We start from the raw sequence: 23,401 nt of genomic DNA on the forward strand, positions 1-23,401 counted from the left end.
ACTACTGATTTGAAAATTGCTTATTTATTAATTCTGAAACTAATTTTCCTGAAATTAATGCAGGAGGAACGCCTGGCCCAGGAACGGTTAATTGTCCTGTAAAATATAAATGCTGTACTTTTTTGCTTTTTAATTTTGGCCTTAAAAATGCCGTTTGCAATAGTGTATTTGCCATTCCATATGCATTTCCTTTATATGAATTGTACTCAGATACAAAATCATTTTTGCAAAAAGATTGTTTAAATATAATACTATTTTTAATCTCTTGTTGTGTTAACAGCTCGAAACGTTCTATAATTTTATCAAAATACTCATTTCTTAAATCCTCTGTATCAACAATTCCAGGAGCCAAAGGCACTAAGAAAAAACCAGATTCCATACCTTCTGGAGCAGCAGTTTTATCTGTTAGTGATGGAAAATTGGCATAAAATAGTGGTTCAGAAGGCCATTGCGGTTCGTCATAAATATCTTTGGCGTGTTGTTCAAAATCAACATCAAAAAACAAAGCGTGATGAGAACAATTTTTAATTTTTTTGTTGAATCCTACATAAAACAATAAAGAAGATGGTGCGAAAACGCGACTATCCCAATAGTCTTCGGAGTACGCGCGAAACTCTTTATCCAATAGTGTTTCTGTATGGTGATAATCGGCTCCACTCAAAATAATATCTGACGCTATTGTTTTGCCATTGACAACAATCGAGCACGCTTTTTTATTTTCGACATTGATTTTTTCAACATTTGCATTGGTTACAAAAGTTACACCCAATTCTATTGCTAAACTTTCCATAGCAAGAACAACATCAAACATTCCTGTTTTGGGATGCCAAGTCCCAAGTCCAAAGTCAGCATAATTCATGAAACTATAAAAAGAAGGTGTATCCGAAGGTTTTGCACCTAGAAACAATACCGGAAATTCAAGAATATGAATTAAACGCTCGTTTTTGAATTTCTTTCGGACATCTTTACTGATGTTGCTGAAGAACTGACCCACTTTTTTGGCAGTTTCAACCGTAATCAATTCCAAGGGAGAAACACCTGGACGATATACCAATTCTTTGATGGCAATATCATAATTACTTTTGGCGTCAGCCATAAATTCTTTTAAAACTTGACCACTTCCTTTTTCGATTGCTTCAAAATCTTTTACAATTTGAGGCAAATTATCAGCAATAGCAATAAAATCATCCATTCCATAATAAACACGATAGGCTGGTGATAATTTAATAAGCTCATAATAATCGGTTGTTTTTTTACCAAAATCAGCAAAAAAACGTTCAAAAACATCGGGCATCCAATACCAACTTGGTCCCATATCAAAGGTAAAACCTTCGGCTTTTAATTGTCGAGCTCGACCTCCAATAGAAGCATTTTTTTCAAAAACCGTTACTTCATGACCGCTTTTGGCCAAATAACTCGCTGCGGCCAAAGCCGAAAAACCAGAACCAATTATAGAGATTGTTTTTTTCATTTGTTTAGCAAATGTATGAATAAATTAAACAAAAAAAATTAAATATTCTCTATTAAATCAGGAATAGAATTGAAAACTTTAACATCTTCGGAAATTACATTTTGGTTTATAAATTCTGTCATCCTGCCAATCAACCAAATTTCTGAATTATCTCCTAAAAGCTCACTACTCATTATCTGAACAAAATCATCAACCACAGCTCTTTCCGGCTGTATCGTGAGATAGGATACAAATACAATAGAATGAAAATGCTTTTTTAATTCTTTCAAATTATCTATTGGCATGTTTTCACCCAAATAGACGACTTTAAACCCTTTTAGAATAATTTCATAATGCAAATACATCAATCCTAATTCATGAATTTCATTAAGAGGTAATGAAAGAACAAAAACTTTATTTGTATTTAAGGCTGTATTACTTTCTATTTTTTCTGTATTAACCAATATTTTTTTTATGATTAAACTACTAATAAAATGCTCGTGTGCAGGAGTTATTGTATCAGTTTGCCACAATAAACCAATTTCTTCCATCAATGGAATAAAGATATGATTAAAAACTTCTTTAAACGATTTTCCTTCTAGCAACCAATTATAAGTATTAGAAAAAAGTTCTTGATCAAAATTCATCATGGCCATTTTAAAAGCTGAAATAGCATGGCTTTTAGAATTTTTATTTGAAATTATACCCCGAACTAATTCAGGAATTTTTTCTTCTGGAAAAGTAGAAATTTTAGAAATTTTATAGCCATAATCATGCAACAATGTAATATTCAATAGTTTTTGCAAACTAGGCAAAGAATACAATCGTATATTAGTATCGGTTCGCATTGGCTGTAAGACATTATATCTTTTTTCCCAAATCCGAATGGTGTGCGCTTTTATTCCAGAAAGATTCTCCAGATCTTTAATGCTGAATACATTTTTTACATTGTTCATCAATTCCTAATTTTTATTAAACAAAGATACTTTTTTTTATATAATGTTAAAATAAAATCAACATTTAATTTCAAAAATTAGTCTGCAATTACATTTGTAAAAAAAATTACATACAAAAAAGGCGTTTAACACATCTATTTAGAACGAATTACTCCATTAAACACTAAAAATCATAGCCCAAATTACTAAATTCTCTTTATATTTGTGCCTTTCGAAAAAACAACAATAAGATGACTACTCTAAACGAATTGAATGCTATATCACCGATTGATGGTCGATATAGAAATAAGACTGTATCCTTAGCTCCTTTTTTCTCTGAAGAAGCTTTAATCAAATACCGCGTATTAATTGAAATTGAATATTTCATTGCTTTGTGCGAAGTACCATTACCGCAATTAAAAAACGTAAATACCAATCTATTTGATAGTTTACGAGATATCTATAAAAACTTTTCAACCGAAGACGCTCTTTGGATAAAAGAAACCGAAAAAGTAACCAATCACGATGTAAAAGCAGTAGAATATTTTATTAAAGATGCATTTGAAAAATTAGGTTTGTCTGAATATAAAGAATTTATCCACTTCGGACTGACTTCACAAGACATCAACAATACTGCTATTCCACTTTCGACAAAAGATGCTTTTGAAAAAGTGTACATGCCTTCTTTAATTACATTGACATCCAAATTAAAAGATTTGAGTCAAGAATGGGCAGCCGTTCCCATGCTCGCTCGTACACATGGGCAGCCAGCCTCACCTACCCGTTTAGGCAAAGAAATTGCAGTTTTTGTAGAAAGACTTGAAGAGCAAATGCGTTTGTTATTCAACATTCCTTTTGCAGCCAAATTTGGAGGAGCTACCGGAAATTACAATGCGCATCATGTGGCTTATCCGCAAATTGATTGGAAACAATTTGGAACCAAATTTGTTCAAGAAAATATAGGATTACACCATTCGTTTCCAACAACACAAATTGAACATTACGATCATTTTGCTGCCTTTTTTGATGCTTTAAAAAGAATCAACACCATTATCATTGATTTAGACAGAGACATTTGGACGTATGTTTCTATGGAATATTTCAAGCAAAAAATCAAAGCGGGCGAAATTGGATCATCGGCTATGCCACACAAAGTAAACCCTATTGATTTTGAAAACTCCGAAGGAAACTTAGGAATAGCGAATGCTATTTTTGAGCATTTATCGGCAAAATTACCTTTATCAAGATTGCAACGTGATTTAACAGACAGTACAGTTTTGAGAAACATTGGAGTTCCAATGGGACATACTATCATTGCTTTTGAAGCTACATTGAAAGGTTTGAACAAATTACTACTGAACGAGTCTAAGTTTCACGAAGATCTGGAGAAAAACTGGGCAGTTGTTGCCGAAGCGATTCAGACTATCTTAAGACGTGAAGCCTATCCAAATCCATACGAAGCTCTGAAAGGTTTGACAAGAACCAATGAAGCTATTGACAAAAAAGCGATTCACGGATTTATAGCGACACTTGAAGTTTCGGATGAAATAAAAGCCGAATTAATGCAAATCACACCAAGTAACTTTTTGGGAATTTAATCCAATCACATTATTAAAATTAAAAGCTATCTCTTGTTGGGATAGCTTTTTTTATACATCAAAAGTCCAAAAGGATGTCTTTAAGAATTACTTTTTCGTAAATTAGCCCTTATTGTTTTTCAAAAAACCATATAGCAATCCCATTTTATGAGTTCACTAACCGAAGCATCCGAAACCGCAAGCCACCTCGAACCTCTTATTAGCGATTTGGGATTAATCCTTATGACCGCTGCTGTTGCTGTTTTGATCTTTAAAAAACTCAAACAACCTCTGGTTTTAGGCTATTTGATAGCCGGTTTTCTTGCTGGCAACCACTTTGATTTTTTCCCTTCGGTCAAAGAAATAAAAAGTGTAGAAGTTTGGGCAGAAATCGGGGTGATCTTTTTATTATTCAGTTTAGGACTAGAATTTAGTTTCAAAAAATTAATGAAAGTTGGAGGAACTGCTACGATAACCGCGGGAACTCAAATTGTATCGATGTGTATTTTGGGATATGCAGTGGGCCAATGGATGCAATGGTCAAAAATGGACAGTATCTTTCTAGGTGTAATTCTTTCCATTTCTTCTACCACAATTATTCTAAAATCGTTTGAAGAGCTCGGAGTAAAAACTCAAAAATTTGCTGGAAATGTAATTGGCTCTCTAATCGTTCAAGATATTCTAGCCATTTTATTGATGGTATTACTGTCAACAGTAGCAGTGAGCAATCAATTTTCTGGTGGGGATTTACTATTATCTGTACTCAAACTTTCATTTTTCCTTGTGATTTGGTTTCTAGGAGGTATTTTTATTATTCCAACTGTTCTTAAAAAAACCAAACATTTATTATCCGATGAAATGCTGCTAATCATTTCATTAGCATTGTGTTTAATGATGGTAATATTGGCATCAAATGTTGGATTTTCTCCTGCACTTGGTGCTTTTATCATGGGATCTATTATTGCCGAAACCACACAAGCTGAACATATTGAACATTTGGTTAAACCTGTAAAAGATTTATTTGGGGCAGTGTTTTTTGTGTCAGTCGGTATGTTGATTAATCCTGATGCCTTATATCAACATGCTATTCCTGTAATCCTACTTTCCTTAGTTACTATTTTTGGGCAATCCATTAGTTCTACTTTTGGAGCCATATTATCCGGCCAACCTTTAAAAGATTCCATTAGAACGGGAATGAGTTTATCCCAAATTGGGGAATTCTCTTTTATCATTGCAACACTAGGAATGACTTTGAATGCCACAGGTTCATTTTTGTATCCAATTGTAGTAGCAGTATCAGCAATAACTGTTTTTACTACTCCTTTTATGATCAAATATTCACTTCCATTTTCCGAATATTTAGCACATCACTTGCCTCGAAAATGGACCAAAAGAATCGAGCGCTATTCTGCTAGCACACAAGCCATAAAAACAGTTAGTTTATGGCAAACGGTAATCAATGCTTTTATTATTCAAGTTACTATATTGGTTGTCATTTTACTTGCAATCATTCTACTTTCTTCAAAATTTATACTACCCATCGTTCACGACTACCATTTCGGAAATGCTACTGGCGCATTAATAACGCTAGGTATGGTCTCTCCTTTTTTATGGGCACTTGCTTTTCGAAGGGTAGCTGTCGAAGAAGTAGAACAATTAATGTTGGATCGAAAATCTCGCGGTCCTTTGACCATGCTTTTTTTCATTCGAATTCTTTTGTCTATTTTCTTTATTGGTTTGCTATTAAATATCTTTTTCTCTCCAAAAATCGCATTAATCACCTTAGTTATCGCAATTGTAATTTATTTGCTTTATCATAAGAAACTACACATTCAATACCACAAAATTGAAAATCATTTTCTAGCCAATTTAAACGACAGAGAATTAAGCAAAGCCAAAAGAAGCAGAAGTGATTTGACACCGTGGGATGGCCACATGGCTGTCTTTGACATTGCCTCTGAGTCGAATATAGCTGGAGAATTTTTGAAAAACCTTCAAATAAGAGAGAATTTGGGAATTAATATTGTTTCGATAAAACGGGGTGACATAACTATACATATTCCGAATAGGAACGAACGTATTTTTCCTGGAGACGAAATATGTGTAATAGGAACAGATGCTCAAGTCCAGGAATTCAAAAAATATTTGGATCAACATGAAATGGATATTTCTCCAGAAATCGTTGAACCCGATATTGTTTTACGCCAAATAGAATTAAAAAATCACACTTTTTTAGGAAAAAGCATCAAAGAGTCTAAATTGCGTGAAAAAACACAAGGATTGATTGTGGGTATCGAAAAAAGAGGCAATCGAACCTTAAACCCGGAGTCGAATGTGATTCTAGAAAAAGACGACATTCTATGGATTGTTGGGGATAAAAAGCTGCTGACTGAATTGGTTCATGATTAAAAAAAAACCTCACCCCAACCCTCTCCAAAGGAGAGGGAGCTGAGAGCGAGGATTTTAAATTACTATAAAAAAGGTGCAAGAACTAAATCTTACACCTTTTTTTTTTACAAACAACACATTACATCAAGATACAAGTATTTCTATCTCATCTAATTCAATCGTTTTTTGCGCTGGCCTAGAAGTTAGCAATCTAAAAAATAAAGAATCAAAAATAAACGAAAACAACATCGGCATATTATACTTAACAATTATATCATCATAATTATGAACCGATATGTTATATTTCCCATATTCAGAAACTTCAAAACCAAAAAACTTAACTGCCCTTGAGCCATTTTTATAATCTCTTGCTTTTAATGATTTCTCCTTTAAAAGAATAACATCATTTGTTTTAACATTTAGGATTTGTACAAAAAAATCTGGATTTGCTCTAACATCAAAACCTCCTAAAACAAATATTTCATAAAATCCAGAATACATTTCGACCTCAACGACTTCTTTCAATTTAAATTTTAAATTCATCTAATAATAAAATAAAAATTGAAAAATTACCTCGAATAATTTGGAGCTTCTTTTGTAATAGTCACATTATGAGGATGACTTTCGTTAATTCCACTTGCAGTAATTCGAACAAAACGCCCTGTATCTTGCAAAGTGGCAATATCTTTGGAACCACAATACCCCATTCCGGCACGAAGTCCACCTATAAATTGTTGCATACTTTCGTTCAACTCTCCTTTATACGGTACCCGACCTACAATTCCTTCTGGAACCAGTTTCTTAACATCGTCTTCAACATCTTGGAAATAACGGTCTTTCGACCCTTCTTGCATGGCCTCAACAGACCCCATTCCTCTGTATGATTTGAATTTTCTTCCTTCGAATATAATAGTTTCTCCAGGAGATTCCATTGTTCCAGCCAATAATGAACCTAGCATAACACAATCAGCACCTGCAGCAATCGCTTTTGGAATATCACCTGTGTAACGAATTCCTCCATCTGCAATTACGGGAACTCCTGTTCCTTTGATAGCAGCTGCTACTTCAAGTACCGCAGAAAATTGAGGAAAACCAACTCCTGCAACGATTCTGGTTGTACAAATAGAACCAGGCCCGATTCCGACTTTTACACCATCGGCTCCATTTTCTACCAAATAAATAGCCGCTTCTGGAGTAGCTATGTTACCAACAATTACATCCAAATTTGGGAATTTCGCTTTTACCAGTTTCAACACATCCACCACGCCTTTGGTATGACCGTGAGCAGTGTCAATAATTACGGCATCTACACCTGCTTTTACTAATGCAGTTGCTCTATCCACAGCGTCGGCAGTAACACCCAAAGCAGCCGCTACTCTCAAACGCCCAAATTTGTCTTTATTGGCATTTGGTTTTTGGGTCAATTTGGTAATATCTCTAAAAGTAATTAAACCAACCAACTCGTTTTTATCATTTACTACAGGTAATTTTTCAATTTTATGACCTTGTAAAACTACCTCAGCTTGCTCCAATGAAGTTCCTTCGGCAACGGTTACCAGATTTTGGCTTGTCATTACCTCAACAATAGGTCTTGCTCCATTTTTTTCAAAACGCAAATCTCTATTGGTAACAATTCCTTTTAAAATTCTATTTTCATCCACAATTGGAATACCTCCAATACCATATTCTCTCATGGCATTTTTAGCATCGGCGACAGTAGCGGTCATTAATAAAGTAACAGGATCGATAATCATACCAGACTCAGCACGTTTTACTTTACGCACTTTGGCTGCTTGTTGTTCGATGGTCATGTTTTTATGCAAAACACCAATTCCTCCTTCTTGAGCCATAGCAATTGCCATAGCACTTTCGGTTACTGTATCCATAGCAGCAGATACAATAGGAACATTTAAAGTAATATTTCTTGAAAATTTGGATTGAATACTCACTTCGCGCGGAAGAATATTTGAGTAATTGGGAACTAATAATACATCATCGTAGGTTAAACCCTCGCCGACAATCTTGGAGATATGTGCTTTCATGTTGCAATTTGTAGTTGAATTGCGTGCAAATATAGACAATCTTAAGCTAAAAAACACCTCACTCCCCTAATTTATTTTTAAATTGCATGTTGAAAATAAAATCAACTCCTATTTTATTTATAACTACAGCTCACTATTATGACACCAACAAGCGGCTCTATTTCAGGATTAAACAAAGTTGAAGTTGAACAATCCAGAATAAAAAACGGTTTTAACTCTATCGAGCACCAAAAGAAAAACAACCTGCTTTCCTCCATTATAGAAATGGTGAAAGAACCAATGTTTTTACTATTGTTAACAGCTACTAGTATTTACTTTATTACTTCCGATTTTGGTAACGGAATATTTATGGCTGCAGCAATTTTACTGGTTTCAACAATTTCACTTTATCAAGAATCCAAAAGCAGGAACGCCATCGAAGCCTTACATAAATTGACACAACCCAAAAGTAAAGTCATTCGGGAGGGAGAACTCATAGAAATTCCTTCTGAGGAAATTGTTTTAGGAGATTACATGCAATGCGAAGAGGGAACCTTTATTCCTGCTGATGGTGTGATTATAAAATCTAATGATTTTTCGGTAAACGAATCAATACTGACAGGTGAATCCTTGTCTGTTTTTAAAAATGAAAAAGCAGAGAACAATACTATTTTTCAAGGAACAATAGTCACTTCTGGATTGGCTATTTGCAATGTGACCGCAATAGGAAACCAAACACAATTAGGTAAAATCGGAAAAAGTCTAGAAAACATAGCCGAAGAAAAAACGCCATTACAAATACAAATTGGAAATTTTGTTACCAAAATGTCCCTTATTGGCTTGGTCGTTTTTTTAATTGTTTGGGGAATCAATTTCTATAATTCTAGATTCCTCTTAGACAGTCTCTTAAAAGCACTAACCTTGGCTATGAGCATCATTCCCGAAGAAATTCCAGTAGCATTTGCAACATTTATGGCTTTGGGCGCTTGGCGATTAATGAAAACAGGTGTCTTAGTCAAACAAACCAAGACTGTAGAAACACTTGGAAGTGCAACCGTTATTTGTACGGACAAAACAGGAACTATCACCGAAAACAAAATGAGTTTGGCGCAATGGTATCTTTTGGAAAATGATTCTTTCAATGACAATAGCAATGACTATAGCAATGGCAATGGCAAAAATAAAATCCAATTCACAACAGAAGAACAGGAATTATTATGTCTTTCAATGTGGTCCAGCGAACCCATTCCGTTTGATGCTATGGAAATAGCTTTGCACGATACTTATTCGAAAATGGCAATCACAGATGAACGTCCTAATTTTCAAATGATTCATGAATATCCTTTGAATGGAAAACCTCCTATGATGACTCACATTTTCGAAAACAAAAAAGGAGATAGAATCATTGCCGCCAAAGGTGCTCCCGAAGCTTTAATGGCGTGTTCATCTTTGACTGAAAAACAAACCGGCCAAATTATGAACGCATTGCAGACTATGTCCAAAAAAGGATATCGAGTTCTTGGTGTTGGTGTCGCCCATTTTTCAGGCACCAATTATCCCAAAACACAACAAGAATTTTCATTTGATTTCAAAGGCTTAATTGCTTTTTACGACCCTCCAAAGGCGAATATTAAAGAAGTATTTAAATCTTTTTATAATGCGGGAATTCAAGTGAAAATTGTAACTGGAGATAATGCTTTGACTACCAACACCATTGCCCAACAAATTGGTTTTAAAAATCCCGAAAAAATCCTAAACGGCGACGAACTAATGAATATGGATGATGCAACTCTAAGAAAAAAAGTCATGGAAACCACCATTTTTACCAGAATGTTCCCCGAAGCCAAACTGAAAATTATAAAAGCATTAAAAGAAAACAACCAGATTGTGGCCATGACGGGCGATGGAGTAAATGACGGCCCAGCTTTAAAATCAGCTCATATCGGAATCGCAATGGGTCAAAAAGGTACTGAAATAGCCAAACAAGCAGCCAACTTAATCCTGGTCGAAGATGATTTCTCCAAAATGACCGAAGCCATAGCAATGGGTAGAAAAATTTATATTAATCTAAAAAAAGCAATTCAATACATTATATCCATTCATATTCCAATTATTTTGATTGTGTTTATTCCTTTGGTTTTGGGATGGATATATCCCAATATTTTTTCGCCAGTGCATATTATCTTTCTGGAAATTATAATGGGACCAACTTGCTCCATTATATATGAGAACGAACCTATGGAACCTAATTTGATGACTCAAAAACCAAGACCATTTACCAATACTTTTTTCAATTTAAAAGAAATTACGATTAGTATTATACAAGGACTAGTCATTACACTTGGCCTTTTGTTTATGTACCAATATTGCATCAAATCAGACTATACCGAAAACACCACCAGAACCTGTATTTTTCTAACATTAATCGCTTCGAATATCTTCTTAACACTTGCCAATCGCTCCTTTTATTATTCGGTTTTGACCACTTTAAAATACAAAAACAATTTGGTTGGAATCATAATTGGATTGACCATTTTAATTACGACATCTATCGTATTTATACCCGTTTTCAGAGCATTTTTTATGTTTGACATTGTTACGCCACAACAAATTGCATGGAGTATTTTAGTGGCCTTTGTTGCTGTGTTTTGGGTAGAATTTTACAAATTATATAAAAGAATTAAAGGCTTGAAATAAAATTTCAAAACCATTAACATTAAGGTACATATAGCTTAATGTTAATGGTTTTATAAAAAAATTATTTCCTGCTTCCTCCAGAAATAATATTAAATCCTATTTGAAAAGTGAGGGCATTTGCCTTAGAAACATCTCTAAACGCTAGTAGATTATCGGCCATTGCATAAAAGTTGAACACTCCAATTTTGGTTGTCAAACCCAAACCAACATTGGTAAACGAATAGGAATCGATAGTATAAGTAGCTTTCATTTGTAACCCTTGAAGCAGTCTTCTTCTATAATAAGCAGTCAAAGCCAACATTGGAGCTCTAGGCGTAGTCATTGCAAAAAGTTGGACTCCAACGGCACTTCGATACCAAGAATCCTCATCAGTTTCGCAATTACACTCAGTTTGTCTTTCTTCTTCAAATGAATATTGAAAAGACGAATAAAACTTTAAAGGACGCTGCGTGGTGTATTTATGATATAATGTATCCAGAGGAATTGCATCTTTAAAATCTTGGTAAGCATCATCAATAGTACCATCTGAGTTAAATTCAGAAACTCCAACAAATTTATAATTCCCTTTTAGAGTATAATTTACTACATCTTTGGTATGACTGATGTAGCCAATATCTATCAAACTAGCTGTAATCTGAAGATTCTTTTCGGGATAATAAGTAAGACCTAGATCTAATCCTAAACCTAAATTACCACCTAATAAAGCTTTTTTTGGTAAATCATTTTTAAAATCAGTAGCCAAATCCCCATCATAATCCTTGTCCAAATATTTAGCTCCACCTGAAGTATTAAGTTCCAAATTTGAACTTATTGATTGGTCATAAATAAAATTGGCTCCATTTTTGGTCACAAAATAACCCGAATTATGAGTTGAAGTAGCATTAAAAATACTAGAGTATATTTTTCCTCTAATTCCAAGTATTAGTTTTTCATTAATTTGTTTATTGAATCCAACGTGAAAAACGGACAAAACTTCTGCTTTTACACTCAAATCACCCAAATTAAAAGGCTTTCCAATATAATCTTTGTTTCCATATAATGCAAGTATCGCTAAATCAGTAGGGAAATAAATAAAAGAATCAAATTCTTGATACATCCCGAAAGATACATACGACTTACTATCGTAACCTCCTACCCTAAATCCGGCTGTAAACACTTCCAATTGTTGATTTGTGGTGATGTAGTCTTTTCGACTAGTAAAACCAATTAAATTTTTCACTTTAGTAGAAAAATCAACACCGTCATTTGCAAAAAGACTGTAAGCATCAAATCCAGTCGAACCAACATTGGCCGAAATTCCAGATAGTAAGGGTACTCCAAAAAACCATTTGTACTTTACATCTGCTCCAGGATTCAACAATAGACTTTGTGGCTGAGGAGTGAAATTATAGAGAACTTCTTTATTTTGGGAAGAACAATAGAAAGAAACCGTCAAACAGAATAGGATAATTATTTTTCTCATTTTACATCGAAATAAGCAGTTATACTGGAACTCATTTCTATTCTACCCGGACTTGAAGCAATTAAAGGAGTGCCCGGAAGAATTGTAATTGAAAAAACCATTTTTTTGGTATTTTTTAAAATATCAATACTAGTAGCATCAAATATTTCCGTATATTCTATCAAAATTTCAGTACCGGTATATGCAGCAACAGGTATGTTTATAGTTTTTATAGGAGCATTATTTATATCTAAAAATGTAACATTATAAATGTATCCTCTAGCTATAGTATTTTTGATTCTGAAATACAAATCTGTTTTTATCAAATTATCTTTAATAAAAGAAGTGTCAAAAAAATCAACTTTGGCAATGTATGGGTAAATTTCACCTCCTCCTCCTGCACTTTCAAAATAGGAAGCTTTCGCATCAAAATAAGCAAGATTAGTGGTAAAAATGGGCTGTGCACTAAAATCATTTGCTTGCTCAAAGTCTAGATCACTACTACACGAAAAAGAGCATAATACAAACGCAGTAATTAAAAGAATTCTGTTGTAAAATCTTTGTTTCATATGTAGCTAATATTAGTTTTTTTTAATGGAATATGTTATCGCCAGATCTTCATTGGTCTTTGCGAAAACTATTTTCATGGCGATTTCATATCATCATTCTAATTTAATTGTTGAATGCAAATATACATTTCTCAAAACATACTTAAAGAAACGATAAAATTTTGAAATTATTGGAGTTTTCTCAATTTTAATTGCTTTTGAAAAAATTTTAATGAAACTCCCCAAATATTTTTGAAGCTTCATTGTAAGCACTTTCAAAACTCATCGGACTGCAATTGGTGTTTTCTTTTTGAACAGTAAAATAAGAAAGTAATTTTTCTGTTGGCATGTTACCTGTTAAGTTGTCGGTTGCCATAGGACAACCACCAAAACCTTGAATTGCACCATCAAATCGGCGACACCCTCCTTTGTAAGCAGCATCTATTTTCTCCAACCATTTGTCTGGTGTAGTATGAAGATGAGCCCCAAATTCAATTTTCGGATATTGCGGAATCAAATTAGCAAATAAGTATTCGATAACTTCGGGGGTAGAACTCCCAACGGTATCGGATAGCGATAAAATTTTTACGCCCATTTTGGATAGTTTTTCCGTCCATTGTGCTACAATATCAACATTCCAAGGATCTCCATACGGATTACCAAAGCCCATTGAAAGATAGGCTACTACTTCTTTGTTTGTTTTATCGGCAAGATTTAGAATTTCATCCAAAGTGACTAAGGATTCCGCAATCGTTTTATGAGTATTTCTCATTTGAAAATTCTCGGAAATCGAAAAAGGAAAGCCTAAATAGTGTATGGCATTATGTTGAGAAGCCAAAGTAGCTCCTTGAAGATTGGCAATTATTGCTAATAACTTGCTTGTAGTTTTGGACAAATCAAGTTGTTCCAAAACGGCAGCAGTATCTTGCATTTGCGGTATAGCTTTGGCTGATACAAAACTTCCAAAATCAATAGAATCAAATCCAACTCTTAATAAAGATTGAATATAAGCCACCTTTCTTTCTGTTGGTATAAAAGCTTTTATGCCTTGCATTGCATCTCTAGGACATTCTATAATTTTTATTGCCTTCATAACATTCTTCCGAAAAAGTATTTAAATTTTGGTTGTCATTCCGATAATTATCGGAAAGATTTTCATCTCATCGGAAGAAAAACCTTTTTTGATGTGGGTTTCAAATATATAAAAAAGGTATTAAGTTGCAAAGAAAGAAAATCCCTATTTCTTGTTTTTTGACAAAATTGCTTTATTGATTTTCTTAATCAATGCGGGGCCTTCATAAATAAAACCAGTGTACAGCTGAACTAGACTTGCACCAGCTTCCAATTTTTCTAAAGCATCTTTAGCAGAATGTATTCCTCCTACTCCAATAATCGGAAACGCCTTGTTGCTTTTTTCTGATAAAAAACGTATCACTTCTGTCGAACGAGATGTCAATGGTTTACCAGACAAACCTCCCATTTCTGTTTGATCCCAAGAACGCAAGCCACTTCGAGACAAAGTAGTATTTGTTGCTATTACACCCGCAATTTTGGTTTCTTTTACAATATCAACTATATCAAGTAATTGTTCATCTGACAAATCTGGAGCAATTTTAAGTAGAATTGGCTTTTGCTTTGGTCTTGCCAAATTTTTATTTTGTAAAGTCTGCAAAAGCTGAGTTAGTGGTTCTTTTTCTTGTAATGCACGAAGATTGGGTGTATTGGGAGAGCTCACATTAACCACAAAATAATCCACATGATCAAATAAAGCATCGAAACAAATTTCATAATCTAATGCAGCATCTTCGTTAAAAGTCACTTTGTTTTTCCCGATATTACCACCAATAAGAACTCCATTATTTTTCTTTAATCGTTCTACAGCTTCTAGAACACCTCCATTATTAAAACCCATTCTATTGATTATAGCAGTATCTTCCAATAAACGGAAAATTCGTTTTTTTTCATTACCTGGTTGGGCTTTTGGAGTAAGAGTTCCTATTTCTATAAAACCAAAACCAAAATTGGAGAGTTCTTTATACAAAACAGCATCTTTGTCAAAACCTGCTGCTAAACCAACTGGGTTTTTAAACTTTAAACCAAAAACTTCAGTTTCTAGTCTTTTATCGTTTACTTCATAAAGGAATTTAAAAAGGGAAGGAAATCCAGGTATTTTTGAAAGTAATCGTATTAAAGAAAAAGTAAAATAATGCACTTTTTCGGGATCAAAACAAAAAAGGATAGGACGAATAAAAATCTTGTACATAGTTCAAATATTGATTGTACAAAAGTAAAGAAATGTTTTTAGTTTTTTGGCATAAAAAAGCGTTTTAAGCCTTTTAATTGTTAAATTTTCTAACAAAAACATTACTTTCATTAGTAAAACCATTTTTATTAAAAAAAAATAAAAAACGACACCAAAGCATCGTTTTCTATTCCAACTAACCAATTAACAATTAAATTTAAGTATCATTTCTGCTTAGAATTCAGTAATGGAATTACTTAGGCATAGCAGCATTTATAACAGCTTTATCAATATATTGAATCACTCTGTCTACTTTATCATTGGAGTCAAAATGATAATCGGTATGAATCCATTGCGTCATTTCTTTTCCGTTTCTGTATTTTGCGGTTGTTTTATACCATGCCAACAACCAAACTCCTTTGGATTCGGTACTTTGAGGCTGATTCACCATAATAGGTAACCAAATGGCATTTTTAAAAGAAATTGATTCTATAACGTTGACTCTTCTTTGTTTCCAATACGATGCAATTGCAGGCTTACCCACCAAGCTATCTCCGCTATTCCATACATAAACCGCATTGTCCGCATAGACATTCATCCAACTGTCCATATCACCTTTTTCCATATCCAAAAGTGTTTTTTTACCAATTTCGGCATATTTAGGATTGGCAAATTCAGCAGGTTTTTCTTTAGAATCTGTAACTACAATATTTGAACCGATCTGCGATTCTTCTTTTTTACAACTTATAAGTAGAGAAAAACAAAAAATTACAAATACAGTTTTTTTCATAGCTTAAATATTTAAAGTATTAAAATATTAGATTAAGCTATTTCTAGAAAGGGTTTGTAAATTTAATTAAAAAACAGATAAGTTTATAAAAATAATAAAATAATTTAACTGATTATCAATTTATTACACTAAAAATAAATATCAAAACCGCATTATAAACAATACTATTCTCTATAAAACAACAATTCAAAAATCCATTTCTTAGCACCAAACACTTTTAAAAAATAAAAAAAAGTAAAAAACTGCAAGTAAAACGATAATACATGCTTAACGGTTTTTAATAGCGTACATTAGACAAAAAATAATGTCTATAGAACATAAAGTTCAGTTGGTCGAAGAATTATTTGACCGTCTTGAGAATGAAATTAACAATCTAAAATCCAAAACAAATTTACACTGTATTTCAGGTTGTGGCCAATGTTGCTCAAAGCCAAATATAGACGCATCACCATTAGAGTTTTTGCCCTGGGCGTTTTATTTATTTTTAAATGGTAAAGCGGAAGTCATTTTGGAAGAATTAAATACCAAAACCACTCCTTTTTGTCATCTATACCTATCTCTTTCAACTACAAACAGCACAAACGGAAAATGTACTGACTATAAATACCGTGGATTAATTTGCAGATTATTTGGATATGCCGCTAGTAGAGATAAATACGGCGAATTACGATTGGCCACTTGCAAAATTATAAAAGAAAACCAACAAGAAAGCTACAACAACACCGAAGAAGCTATCAAAAAAGGACTTTATGTGCCCATTTTTTCGGATTATTACATGCAACTAACTCCAATTGATTACCGACTGGCTACAACGCTTCTTCCTATAAACGAGGCTTTAAAAATGGCTATTGAAGAAGTATTACAGTATTACGCCTACAGACCTTTTCCTGGTGGACTTGAAAATATTGCATAGAAAAACAAAAAAAAGCTCCAAATGGAGCTTTTTTTTAAACATTTTAAACATTTTTTTTACCGCATTATTTACTCAAATACATTTTTCTTCTAGAATACAATTCATAGAATTGATCGTCTTTTAAGTCGTCAATAAACAAAATACTTTCTCCTGTCGATTTCATTTCTGGACCTAATGCTTTATTTACATTATGAAACTTGCTGAAAGAAAAAACAGGTTGTTTGATTGCAAATCCTTTTAGTTTTGGTTTAAAATCGAAATCGGTTACTTTACTGTGTCCCAGCATTACTTTTGTAGCATAGTTTACATAAGGCTCACCGTATGCTTTTGCAATAAATGGAACCGTACGAGAAGCTCTTGGATTGGCTTCAATAATGTAAACGGTATCGTCTTTTATAGCAAATTGAATATTAATTAAACCAACTGTTTTAAGTGCCAATGCAATTCGTTTGGTATGATCTTTTATTTGTTGCATCACAAATTCTCCTAAGTTAAAAGGAGGCAAAGTTGCGTTACTATCTCCTGAGTGTACTCCACAAGGTTCGATATGCTCCATTATACCTATGATATATACATTTTCACCATCGCAAATTGCATCGGCTTCGGCTTCAATTGCACCGTCTAGGTAATGATCTAATAGTAATTTATTTCCTGGAATCGTTTTCAACAAATTGATTACATGCTCTTCTAACTCCTGCTTATTGATTACAATTTTCATTCCCTGACCTCCAAGTACATAAGAAGGACGAATCAATAATGGAAAATCTAAAGTATCCGCTAGTGCAGATGCTTCATCAGCAGTTTCTGCTATACCAAATTGTGGGAAAGGAATTTTTAAATCGGTTAGCAATTCAGAGAAACGACCTCTGTCTTCGGCTAAATCAAGCGCATCAAAACTTGTTCCTATAATTTTAATTCCGTATTTGGATAATTTTTCTGCCAATTTAAGAGCTGTTTGCCCTCCAAGTTGCACAATTACTCCTTCAGGTTTTTCATGTTGAATGATGTCGTAAATATGTTCCCAAAAAACAGGTTCAAAATACAATTTATCGGCTGTATCAAAATCAGTCGAAACCGTTTCTGGATTACAGTTAATCATAATCGTTTCGTAGCCACATTCTTTGGCGGCAAGCACACCATGCACACAAGAATAATCAAATTCGATTCCTTGTCCAATTCTATTTGGTCCAGAACCCAGAACTATTATTTTCTTTTTATCGGTTACAATACTTTCGTTATCAACGTAACGTGTTCCGTCAGCTTTTTCAATTTCTGCTTCAAAAGTAGAGTAATAGTAAGGTGTTTTAGCCTTAAACTCTGCTGCACAAGTATCAACCAGTTTAAATACACGATTGATATTCATTGTAGAACGCAAAGTATGTACTTGACTTTCCATACAACTCATCATGTGAGCAATTTGTCTGTCGGCAAAACCTTTTTGCTTGGCTTCCAGCAACAATTCTCTTGGCAAAGTATCTACTTTAAAATTTGAAATTTCTTTTTCCAAAGTATAAAGTTCCTCGTATTGTTTCAAGAACCACATATCAATTTTTGTAATTTCATGAATACGACTCAATGGGATTCCCATTGCAATGGCATCATAAATTACAAAAACACGATCCCAACTCGCAAAAGTTAGTTTCTCAATAATTTGCTCGTAATTTTTATATCCTCTTCCATCAGCCCCAAGACCGTTTCTTTTTATTTCTAATGATTGAGTGGCTTTGTGTAACGCTTCTTGGAATGAACGACCAATTCCCATAACCTCTCCTACCGATTTCATTTGAAGTCCCAAAGTTCTATCGGCACCTTCAAATTTATCAAAGTTCCAACGTGGAATTTTTACAATCACATAATCCAAAGTCGGTTCGAAAAGAGCCGAAGTAGATTTGGTAATTTGATTTTGCAATTCATCTAAGTTGTATCCCAAAGCTAGTTTTGAAGCAATTTTTGCAATAGGATAACCCGTTGCTTTTGATGCCAGTGCAGACGAACGAGATACACGAGGGTTGATTTCGATAGCTACAATATCTTCTTTTTCATCTGGCGAAACAGCAAACTGTACATTACAACCTCCTGCAAAATTACCAATACTTCGCATCATCAAGATAGCATAATCACGCATTCTTTGAAAAGTCGTATCCGATAATGTCATTGCAGGTGCAACAGTAATAGAATCTCCAGTATGAATCCCCATTGGATCCATGTTTTCGATAGAACAAATAATGACAACATTATCATTTTTGTCTCTTAACAATTCCAACTCATATTCTTTCCAACCCATTAAAGCTTTGTCAATCAAAACCTCATGAATAGGAGAAGCTTCCAAACCTCTTGTTAAAAGCTCGTCAAAATCTTCTTTTTTATACACAATTGCTGCACCAGTCCCTCCAAGTGTAAAAGAAGGACGAATAACCAATGGAAAACCAAATTCTTGTGCAATTTCTTTACCTCTAAGATAAGAGGTACAAATCTCTGCAGGAGCAGACGGCACATTAATTTTTTTCAAAAGCTGTTTGAACTGCTCTCTATCTTCTGTAATATTGATTGCATTCACATCAACACCAATCATTTTAACTCCAAAATCATTCCATATACCCTTTTCATCCGCTTCAAGACATAAGTTCAGCGCCGTTTGCCCTCCCATGGTTGGCAGTACAGCATCAATTTGCGGATGTTCTTTAAGGATTTGAATTATTGACTTTGTAGTCAAAGGCAATAAATAAATATGATCAGCCATAGAAGGGTCTGTCATAATTGTTGCAGGATTAGAATTAATCAAAATTACTTCAATCCCTTCTTCACGAATAGATCTGGCAGATTGAGAACCTGCATAATCAAATTCACACGCTTGACCAATTACTATTGGACCTGAACCTATTATTAAAACCGATTTTATAGATGTATCTTTTGGCATTTTATTTCTTATTGTAGTTATTATTTTATCACTTAAATTTTGAAGTTTGTTAAATACTCCAAATCTCAACCTTAAAACTTTATTCCCGCTTGGGTATAAAAAAAGGCGATACTAAAAAAAAGTAACGCCTTATTTATGTTTATACAAACATTATTTTTTGTGTCTTGGTTCACAAGAAACAGTCAATTTATGTCTTCCTTTAGCTCTTCTACGCGCTAGAACTTTTCTTCCATTAGCAGAAGCCATTCTATCCATAAATCCGTGCTTATTTCTTCTTTTTCTTTTCGATGGTTGAAACGTTCTTTTGCTCATTGCTTTGTATCTTTAAAAATAGTAATTATATGTCTGTGTGATTTGAATAACTGTTATTCTAAAACCGAGTGCAAATATACAAAGACTTTTTTTTCTGGCAAGTAGTTTTTAAAAAATATTTTTAATTCCTTTTACTATCTTTGCAATCTTAAATCTTTATACATTATGTTTCACAAAAATATTAAACTTATTATCGCTGGACTTATTATAGTTACTGGCATTTGGCAATTTACAGAAAGTAATATTGGTAATGGAATTTTCCTGTTATTAGTATCGGGAATACCTGTTTTTTTATATTTTAAAAATGAATTTATCTTACTTGCCTTCTTAAAACTCAGAAAACAAGACTTTGAAGGCGCTAAAAAATGGCTAGCCTACATCAAAAACCCTGAAACGGCTTTGGTTAGAAAACAACAAGGATATTTTAATTACCTACATGGCATCATGCTTTCACAAACCAATATCAATCAAGCTGAAAAATATTTCAAGAAAGCTATCGAATTAGGATTGTCAATGGATATGGATTTGGCTGTAGCCAAATTAAACTTGGCAGGTGTGGCTATGACAAGAAGAAGGAAATTGGAAGCTACCACTTTATTGAACGAAGCCAAAAAACTAGACAAGCAAAACATGCTTAAAGATCAAATCATTATGATGAAAGAACAGATGAAAAAAATATAATTTTTTATTTAATTTTATTTCAAAAAACACCTTTTTCAACCAAGGTGTTTTTTTATGACTTTAACTCATTTAAACAGATATTTAAGTATTTTATCCGGATTATAGCCTGATTATGAAAAAATATTTATATCTTACTAAACTATTTAAATTTAGTGCATTATGAATAATACATTACTCACTTTATTTTTTGTTTTTATATTTTCATCAAGTTACAGTCAAGATACAATTACGTACTTTTCTGATGCTATTAAAGATAATATAAATACTTATAAAAAAGAGAGCAATAATGCTTATGACAAAAGAAACATTGCAGAAGGAAAAAATATTTTTGACTCCTTGGTAAAAAACAAACTTGTTGGAACAAAATTTGACGATTTCAACTTAAAAGTTTACAAAGAAAAAAATGTAAAAACCAACAGAATAAGCAAACCTATATTTATCATTACTTATGCATCTTGGCTTGTCATTCCAAAAGGCGAAATTCCTGCTTTAAACATTTTAGCAAAAGAACATCGAAATGACATGCAATTTATTGTACTGTTTTGGGATAAAAAAAACGATTTAAAAAATATTGCCTACAAATTCAGTAATGACATAAAAGTATGCTATGCTAATGAAAATTACGAAAAAGACTCACATATTATTTCTACAATTAAGCACACTTTAGGTTTTCCAACTTCAATATTTATTGATGAAAACAAAAATGTTGTCAATATCAAACATTTTGAAACCAAAGTAAAACTAAAAACACCTATCAAAGAAGCAATTATTACTAGCTACAATTACTTTAGTAAAGACATCAATGAAAATTTGGTAAATGCAATTTCCAAAAGCAAAGGTTTTACCAATAATTAATTCGCTTTCATCATTTCAAATTAATTATTCATTGAATTCTTATATTCATTAAACATCAAACTTATCTAGAATAATAAGAGGCAAATTCAGATTTAGCCATTTGTATTTGTTAAGTATCATTATGTGGGTCCCTCCTTCTACTAGAATACAATTATGAATGTATTTAATCGGAAAAACATCATCCATATCACCATGAATATGAATTACATTTTCATCAACAACAATTCGATCCCACAGTATCACTTGCTCAATTGCCCAATCCAGATAGCGTTTGTCTCGAACAGAAAGGAACTTTTCGTATAATTTAAGCCTCTGATTTACTTTTTTTCCAAAAGAGAACTTAGCAAGACTTTCAATGTTTTGAACTAAACTCAAAGGAATTAATTTGTAAGCCTTTGTTTTTTTGGCCACAACCATTCTTTTAGGAAACTCAATATTACTTTTTACGCTAGATATTATTATAATTTTCTTAACGGTGATAAAACGTGCCATTTCCTGCACCAAAATCCCACCAAAAGAAACACCAATTAAAACTGGATTTTCATGCTTGATCTTTTCTACCATACGTTTGGCATATTCCTTCAAGCTTTCTTTTTCCAAAGGAATCTCCCATTCCAGATAAAACATTTCAAATTCCAACTCCGAAAGTTTTATTCTTTCAAAAATAGCAACACTTGCTGCCAAACCAGGCATAAAATAAACCGGAATTTTATTCATAATACTATTTAAAAAATTAAACAAAAATAGAATTCACGTAACTATTCAGATTAATAAAAAAGCGACACCCCCGAAAGTTTCGGGGTTCACGAATTAGCACGAATGGTATTCAATTTTAAAATTTAATTTGCTTCGCCTGTTCGCTTCGCTCGAGTCACGAAAATAAAAGTTCTTAAAAATTTGTGTAATTATCAAGAGTTGCTTTTTCGTGTAAATTAGTGAAATTTGTGTCTGTTTTTTTTTAATTAGATGTTAAATTAGAGTTAGCTGAATAGCTACGAATTCATCATTCTACAATTTTCTAAAATTAATTATTTTATAATCAAATACAGACAACTTAACCCTTTTTTAACCAAAAACGAAAATTCTTAATAGTATTGGACAAACATATAAGAGCTTTCTTGTATAAGTTAGTATTAAAAAAGTTAAATTAAAAAACACTCACTACTGAATATCAAATCATTATCTTTGTAATTGATATTTTAAAAAATAGGCTATTACGTTTTTTTCACCCACTAAACAGCTCTTTTGATTTAAAAAAAGCTCATTTAAATTATGAAGTTTTATCAAAAAAAATACTTCTAAACGCTTGCAATAAATATAAAAATGGAAACCTTATCAAAACTAGAGATTAAAGACAATGCTTTTGCTAGACAATTTGAAACAAAAGTAGATACTGGAATGGTTACTATTGAATATTCATTTCAAGAAAAAAAAATTTTTCTAACAAAAATAAACACCCCAGAATTATTTGAAGATGAAGAATTCATTTCAAACTATCTCAAAAACATCATGGAAATTGCTATTGAAAGAAAGCTTAAAGTAGTACCCATTCTTCCTAAAATAGTCATTTTTTTTAAAAAAAATCCAGTATACAAAGAATTACTACCTCCAGGAATTCGATTGTAAAAAAAGAG

19 protein-coding genes are annotated in these 23,401 nt (G+C 32.9%); 7 read left to right on the forward strand and 12 right to left on the reverse strand.

Annotation, left to right across the window (positions count from 1 at the left end; translation table 11 throughout):
* Position 1: 1 nt before the first annotated feature.
* Positions 2-1,471, reverse strand: a complete 1,470-nt coding sequence (gene crtID / locus AC8GF4_RS04785) for a bifunctional phytoene desaturase/3,4-desaturase (RefSeq protein ID WP_506593070.1) — start codon at positions 1,469-1,471, stop codon at positions 2-4.
* A gap of 38 nt (positions 1,472-1,509) precedes the next feature.
* Positions 1,510-2,406 (reverse strand): MerR family transcriptional regulator, encoded by an 897-nt coding sequence (locus tag AC8GF4_RS04790; RefSeq protein WP_506593072.1) that lies wholly within the window; start codon positions 2,404-2,406, stop codon positions 1,510-1,512.
* A gap of 230 nt (positions 2,407-2,636) precedes the next feature.
* Here AC8GF4_RS04790 and purB point away from each other — a divergent pair, with 230 nt between their 5' ends.
* Positions 2,637-3,983, forward strand: coding sequence for an adenylosuccinate lyase (purB, locus tag AC8GF4_RS04795; RefSeq protein WP_506593073.1), 1,347 nt, complete (start codon positions 2,637-2,639; stop codon positions 3,981-3,983).
* A 147-nt stretch (positions 3,984-4,130) separates the two neighbouring features.
* On the forward strand, positions 4,131-6,371 hold the full coding sequence (locus AC8GF4_RS04800) for a cation:proton antiporter domain-containing protein (RefSeq protein WP_506593074.1): 2,241 nt from the start codon (positions 4,131-4,133) through the stop codon (positions 6,369-6,371).
* Positions 6,372-6,494: 123 nt separating this feature from the next.
* Here AC8GF4_RS04800 and AC8GF4_RS04805 read toward each other — a convergent pair whose 3' ends face one another.
* Together AC8GF4_RS04805 and guaB are read right to left on the reverse strand one after the other, a co-directional pair.
* Positions 6,495-6,893, reverse strand: coding sequence for a hypothetical protein (locus tag AC8GF4_RS04805; RefSeq protein WP_506593075.1), 399 nt, complete (start codon positions 6,891-6,893; stop codon positions 6,495-6,497).
* 26 nt (positions 6,894-6,919) lie between these two features.
* Positions 6,920-8,392, reverse strand: a complete 1,473-nt coding sequence (guaB, locus tag AC8GF4_RS04810; protein ID WP_506593076.1) for an IMP dehydrogenase — start codon at positions 8,390-8,392, stop codon at positions 6,920-6,922.
* 138 nt (positions 8,393-8,530) lie between these two features.
* Here guaB and AC8GF4_RS04815 point away from each other — a divergent pair, with 138 nt between their 5' ends.
* Positions 8,531-11,068: a cation-translocating P-type ATPase gene (locus AC8GF4_RS04815; RefSeq protein ID WP_506593078.1), complete on the forward strand. Its 2,538-nt coding sequence runs from the start codon at positions 8,531-8,533 to the stop codon at positions 11,066-11,068.
* A gap of 61 nt (positions 11,069-11,129) precedes the next feature.
* On the opposite strand, the gene AC8GF4_RS04820 is transcribed toward AC8GF4_RS04815, so the two are convergent.
* The 5 genes from AC8GF4_RS04820 to AC8GF4_RS04840 all read right to left on the reverse strand — a co-directional run bounded on the left by AC8GF4_RS04820 (position 11,130) and on the right by AC8GF4_RS04840 (position 16,089).
* Complete coding sequence (locus AC8GF4_RS04820) at positions 11,130-12,530, reverse strand: DUF5723 family protein (protein WP_506593079.1); 1,401 nt, start codon at positions 12,528-12,530, stop codon at positions 11,130-11,132.
* Positions 12,527-13,078 (reverse strand): hypothetical protein, encoded by a 552-nt coding sequence (locus AC8GF4_RS04825; protein WP_506593080.1) that lies wholly within the window; start codon positions 13,076-13,078, stop codon positions 12,527-12,529. Before AC8GF4_RS04825 ends, AC8GF4_RS04820 begins: the two co-directional genes overlap by 4 nt.
* 208 nt (positions 13,079-13,286) lie before the next feature.
* Positions 13,287-14,150 (reverse strand): hydroxymethylglutaryl-CoA lyase, encoded by an 864-nt coding sequence (locus tag AC8GF4_RS04830; RefSeq protein WP_506593081.1) that lies wholly within the window; start codon positions 14,148-14,150, stop codon positions 13,287-13,289.
* Between the two features lie 144 nt (positions 14,151-14,294).
* Complete coding sequence (locus AC8GF4_RS04835; protein WP_506593082.1) at positions 14,295-15,320, reverse strand: quinone-dependent dihydroorotate dehydrogenase; 1,026 nt, start codon at positions 15,318-15,320, stop codon at positions 14,295-14,297.
* 232 nt (positions 15,321-15,552) lie between these two features.
* The gene (locus AC8GF4_RS04840; protein ID WP_506593083.1) at positions 15,553-16,089 is read right to left on the reverse strand and encodes a nuclear transport factor 2-like protein; all 537 of its coding nucleotides are present in this window, start codon (positions 16,087-16,089) and stop codon (positions 15,553-15,555) included.
* A 304-nt stretch (positions 16,090-16,393) separates the two neighbouring features.
* Between AC8GF4_RS04840 and AC8GF4_RS04845 the strand changes: the two genes are divergently transcribed.
* Positions 16,394-17,002: a YkgJ family cysteine cluster protein gene (locus AC8GF4_RS04845; protein WP_506593084.1), complete on the forward strand. Its 609-nt coding sequence runs from the start codon at positions 16,394-16,396 to the stop codon at positions 17,000-17,002.
* A gap of 64 nt (positions 17,003-17,066) precedes the next feature.
* Here AC8GF4_RS04845 and carB read toward each other — a convergent pair whose 3' ends face one another.
* On the reverse strand, positions 17,067-19,919 hold the full coding sequence (gene carB / locus AC8GF4_RS04850) for a carbamoyl-phosphate synthase large subunit (RefSeq protein ID WP_506593085.1): 2,853 nt from the start codon (positions 19,917-19,919) through the stop codon (positions 17,067-17,069).
* 150 nt (positions 19,920-20,069) lie between these two features.
* Positions 20,070-20,231: a 50S ribosomal protein L34 gene (gene rpmH / locus AC8GF4_RS04855; RefSeq protein WP_007136275.1), complete on the reverse strand. Its 162-nt coding sequence runs from the start codon at positions 20,229-20,231 to the stop codon at positions 20,070-20,072.
* A 165-nt stretch (positions 20,232-20,396) separates the two neighbouring features.
* Between rpmH and AC8GF4_RS04860 the strand changes: the two genes are divergently transcribed.
* Positions 20,397-20,912, forward strand: a complete 516-nt coding sequence (locus tag AC8GF4_RS04860) for a DUF2892 domain-containing protein (RefSeq protein WP_506593086.1) — start codon at positions 20,397-20,399, stop codon at positions 20,910-20,912.
* Between the two features lie 159 nt (positions 20,913-21,071).
* Positions 21,072-21,767, forward strand: a complete 696-nt coding sequence (locus AC8GF4_RS04865; protein ID WP_506593087.1) for a hypothetical protein — start codon at positions 21,072-21,074, stop codon at positions 21,765-21,767.
* Between the two features lie 48 nt (positions 21,768-21,815).
* On the opposite strand, the gene AC8GF4_RS04870 is transcribed toward AC8GF4_RS04865, so the two are convergent.
* Entirely contained in the window at positions 21,816-22,484 is a 669-nt protein-coding gene (locus AC8GF4_RS04870) for an alpha/beta hydrolase family protein (RefSeq protein WP_506593088.1), read from the reverse strand.
* Positions 22,485-23,090: 606 nt separating this feature from the next.
* On the opposite strand from AC8GF4_RS04870, the gene AC8GF4_RS04875 reads away from it, so the two are divergent.
* Positions 23,091-23,393 (forward strand): GNAT family N-acetyltransferase, encoded by a 303-nt coding sequence (locus AC8GF4_RS04875; protein WP_506593089.1) that lies wholly within the window; start codon positions 23,091-23,093, stop codon positions 23,391-23,393.
* Positions 23,394-23,401 lie beyond the last annotated feature (8 nt).

This window comes from Flavobacterium rarum (SeqCode) (genome assembly GCF_965234445.1).
Classification (GTDB): Bacteria; Bacteroidota; Bacteroidia; order Flavobacteriales; family Flavobacteriaceae; genus Flavobacterium; species Flavobacterium rarum.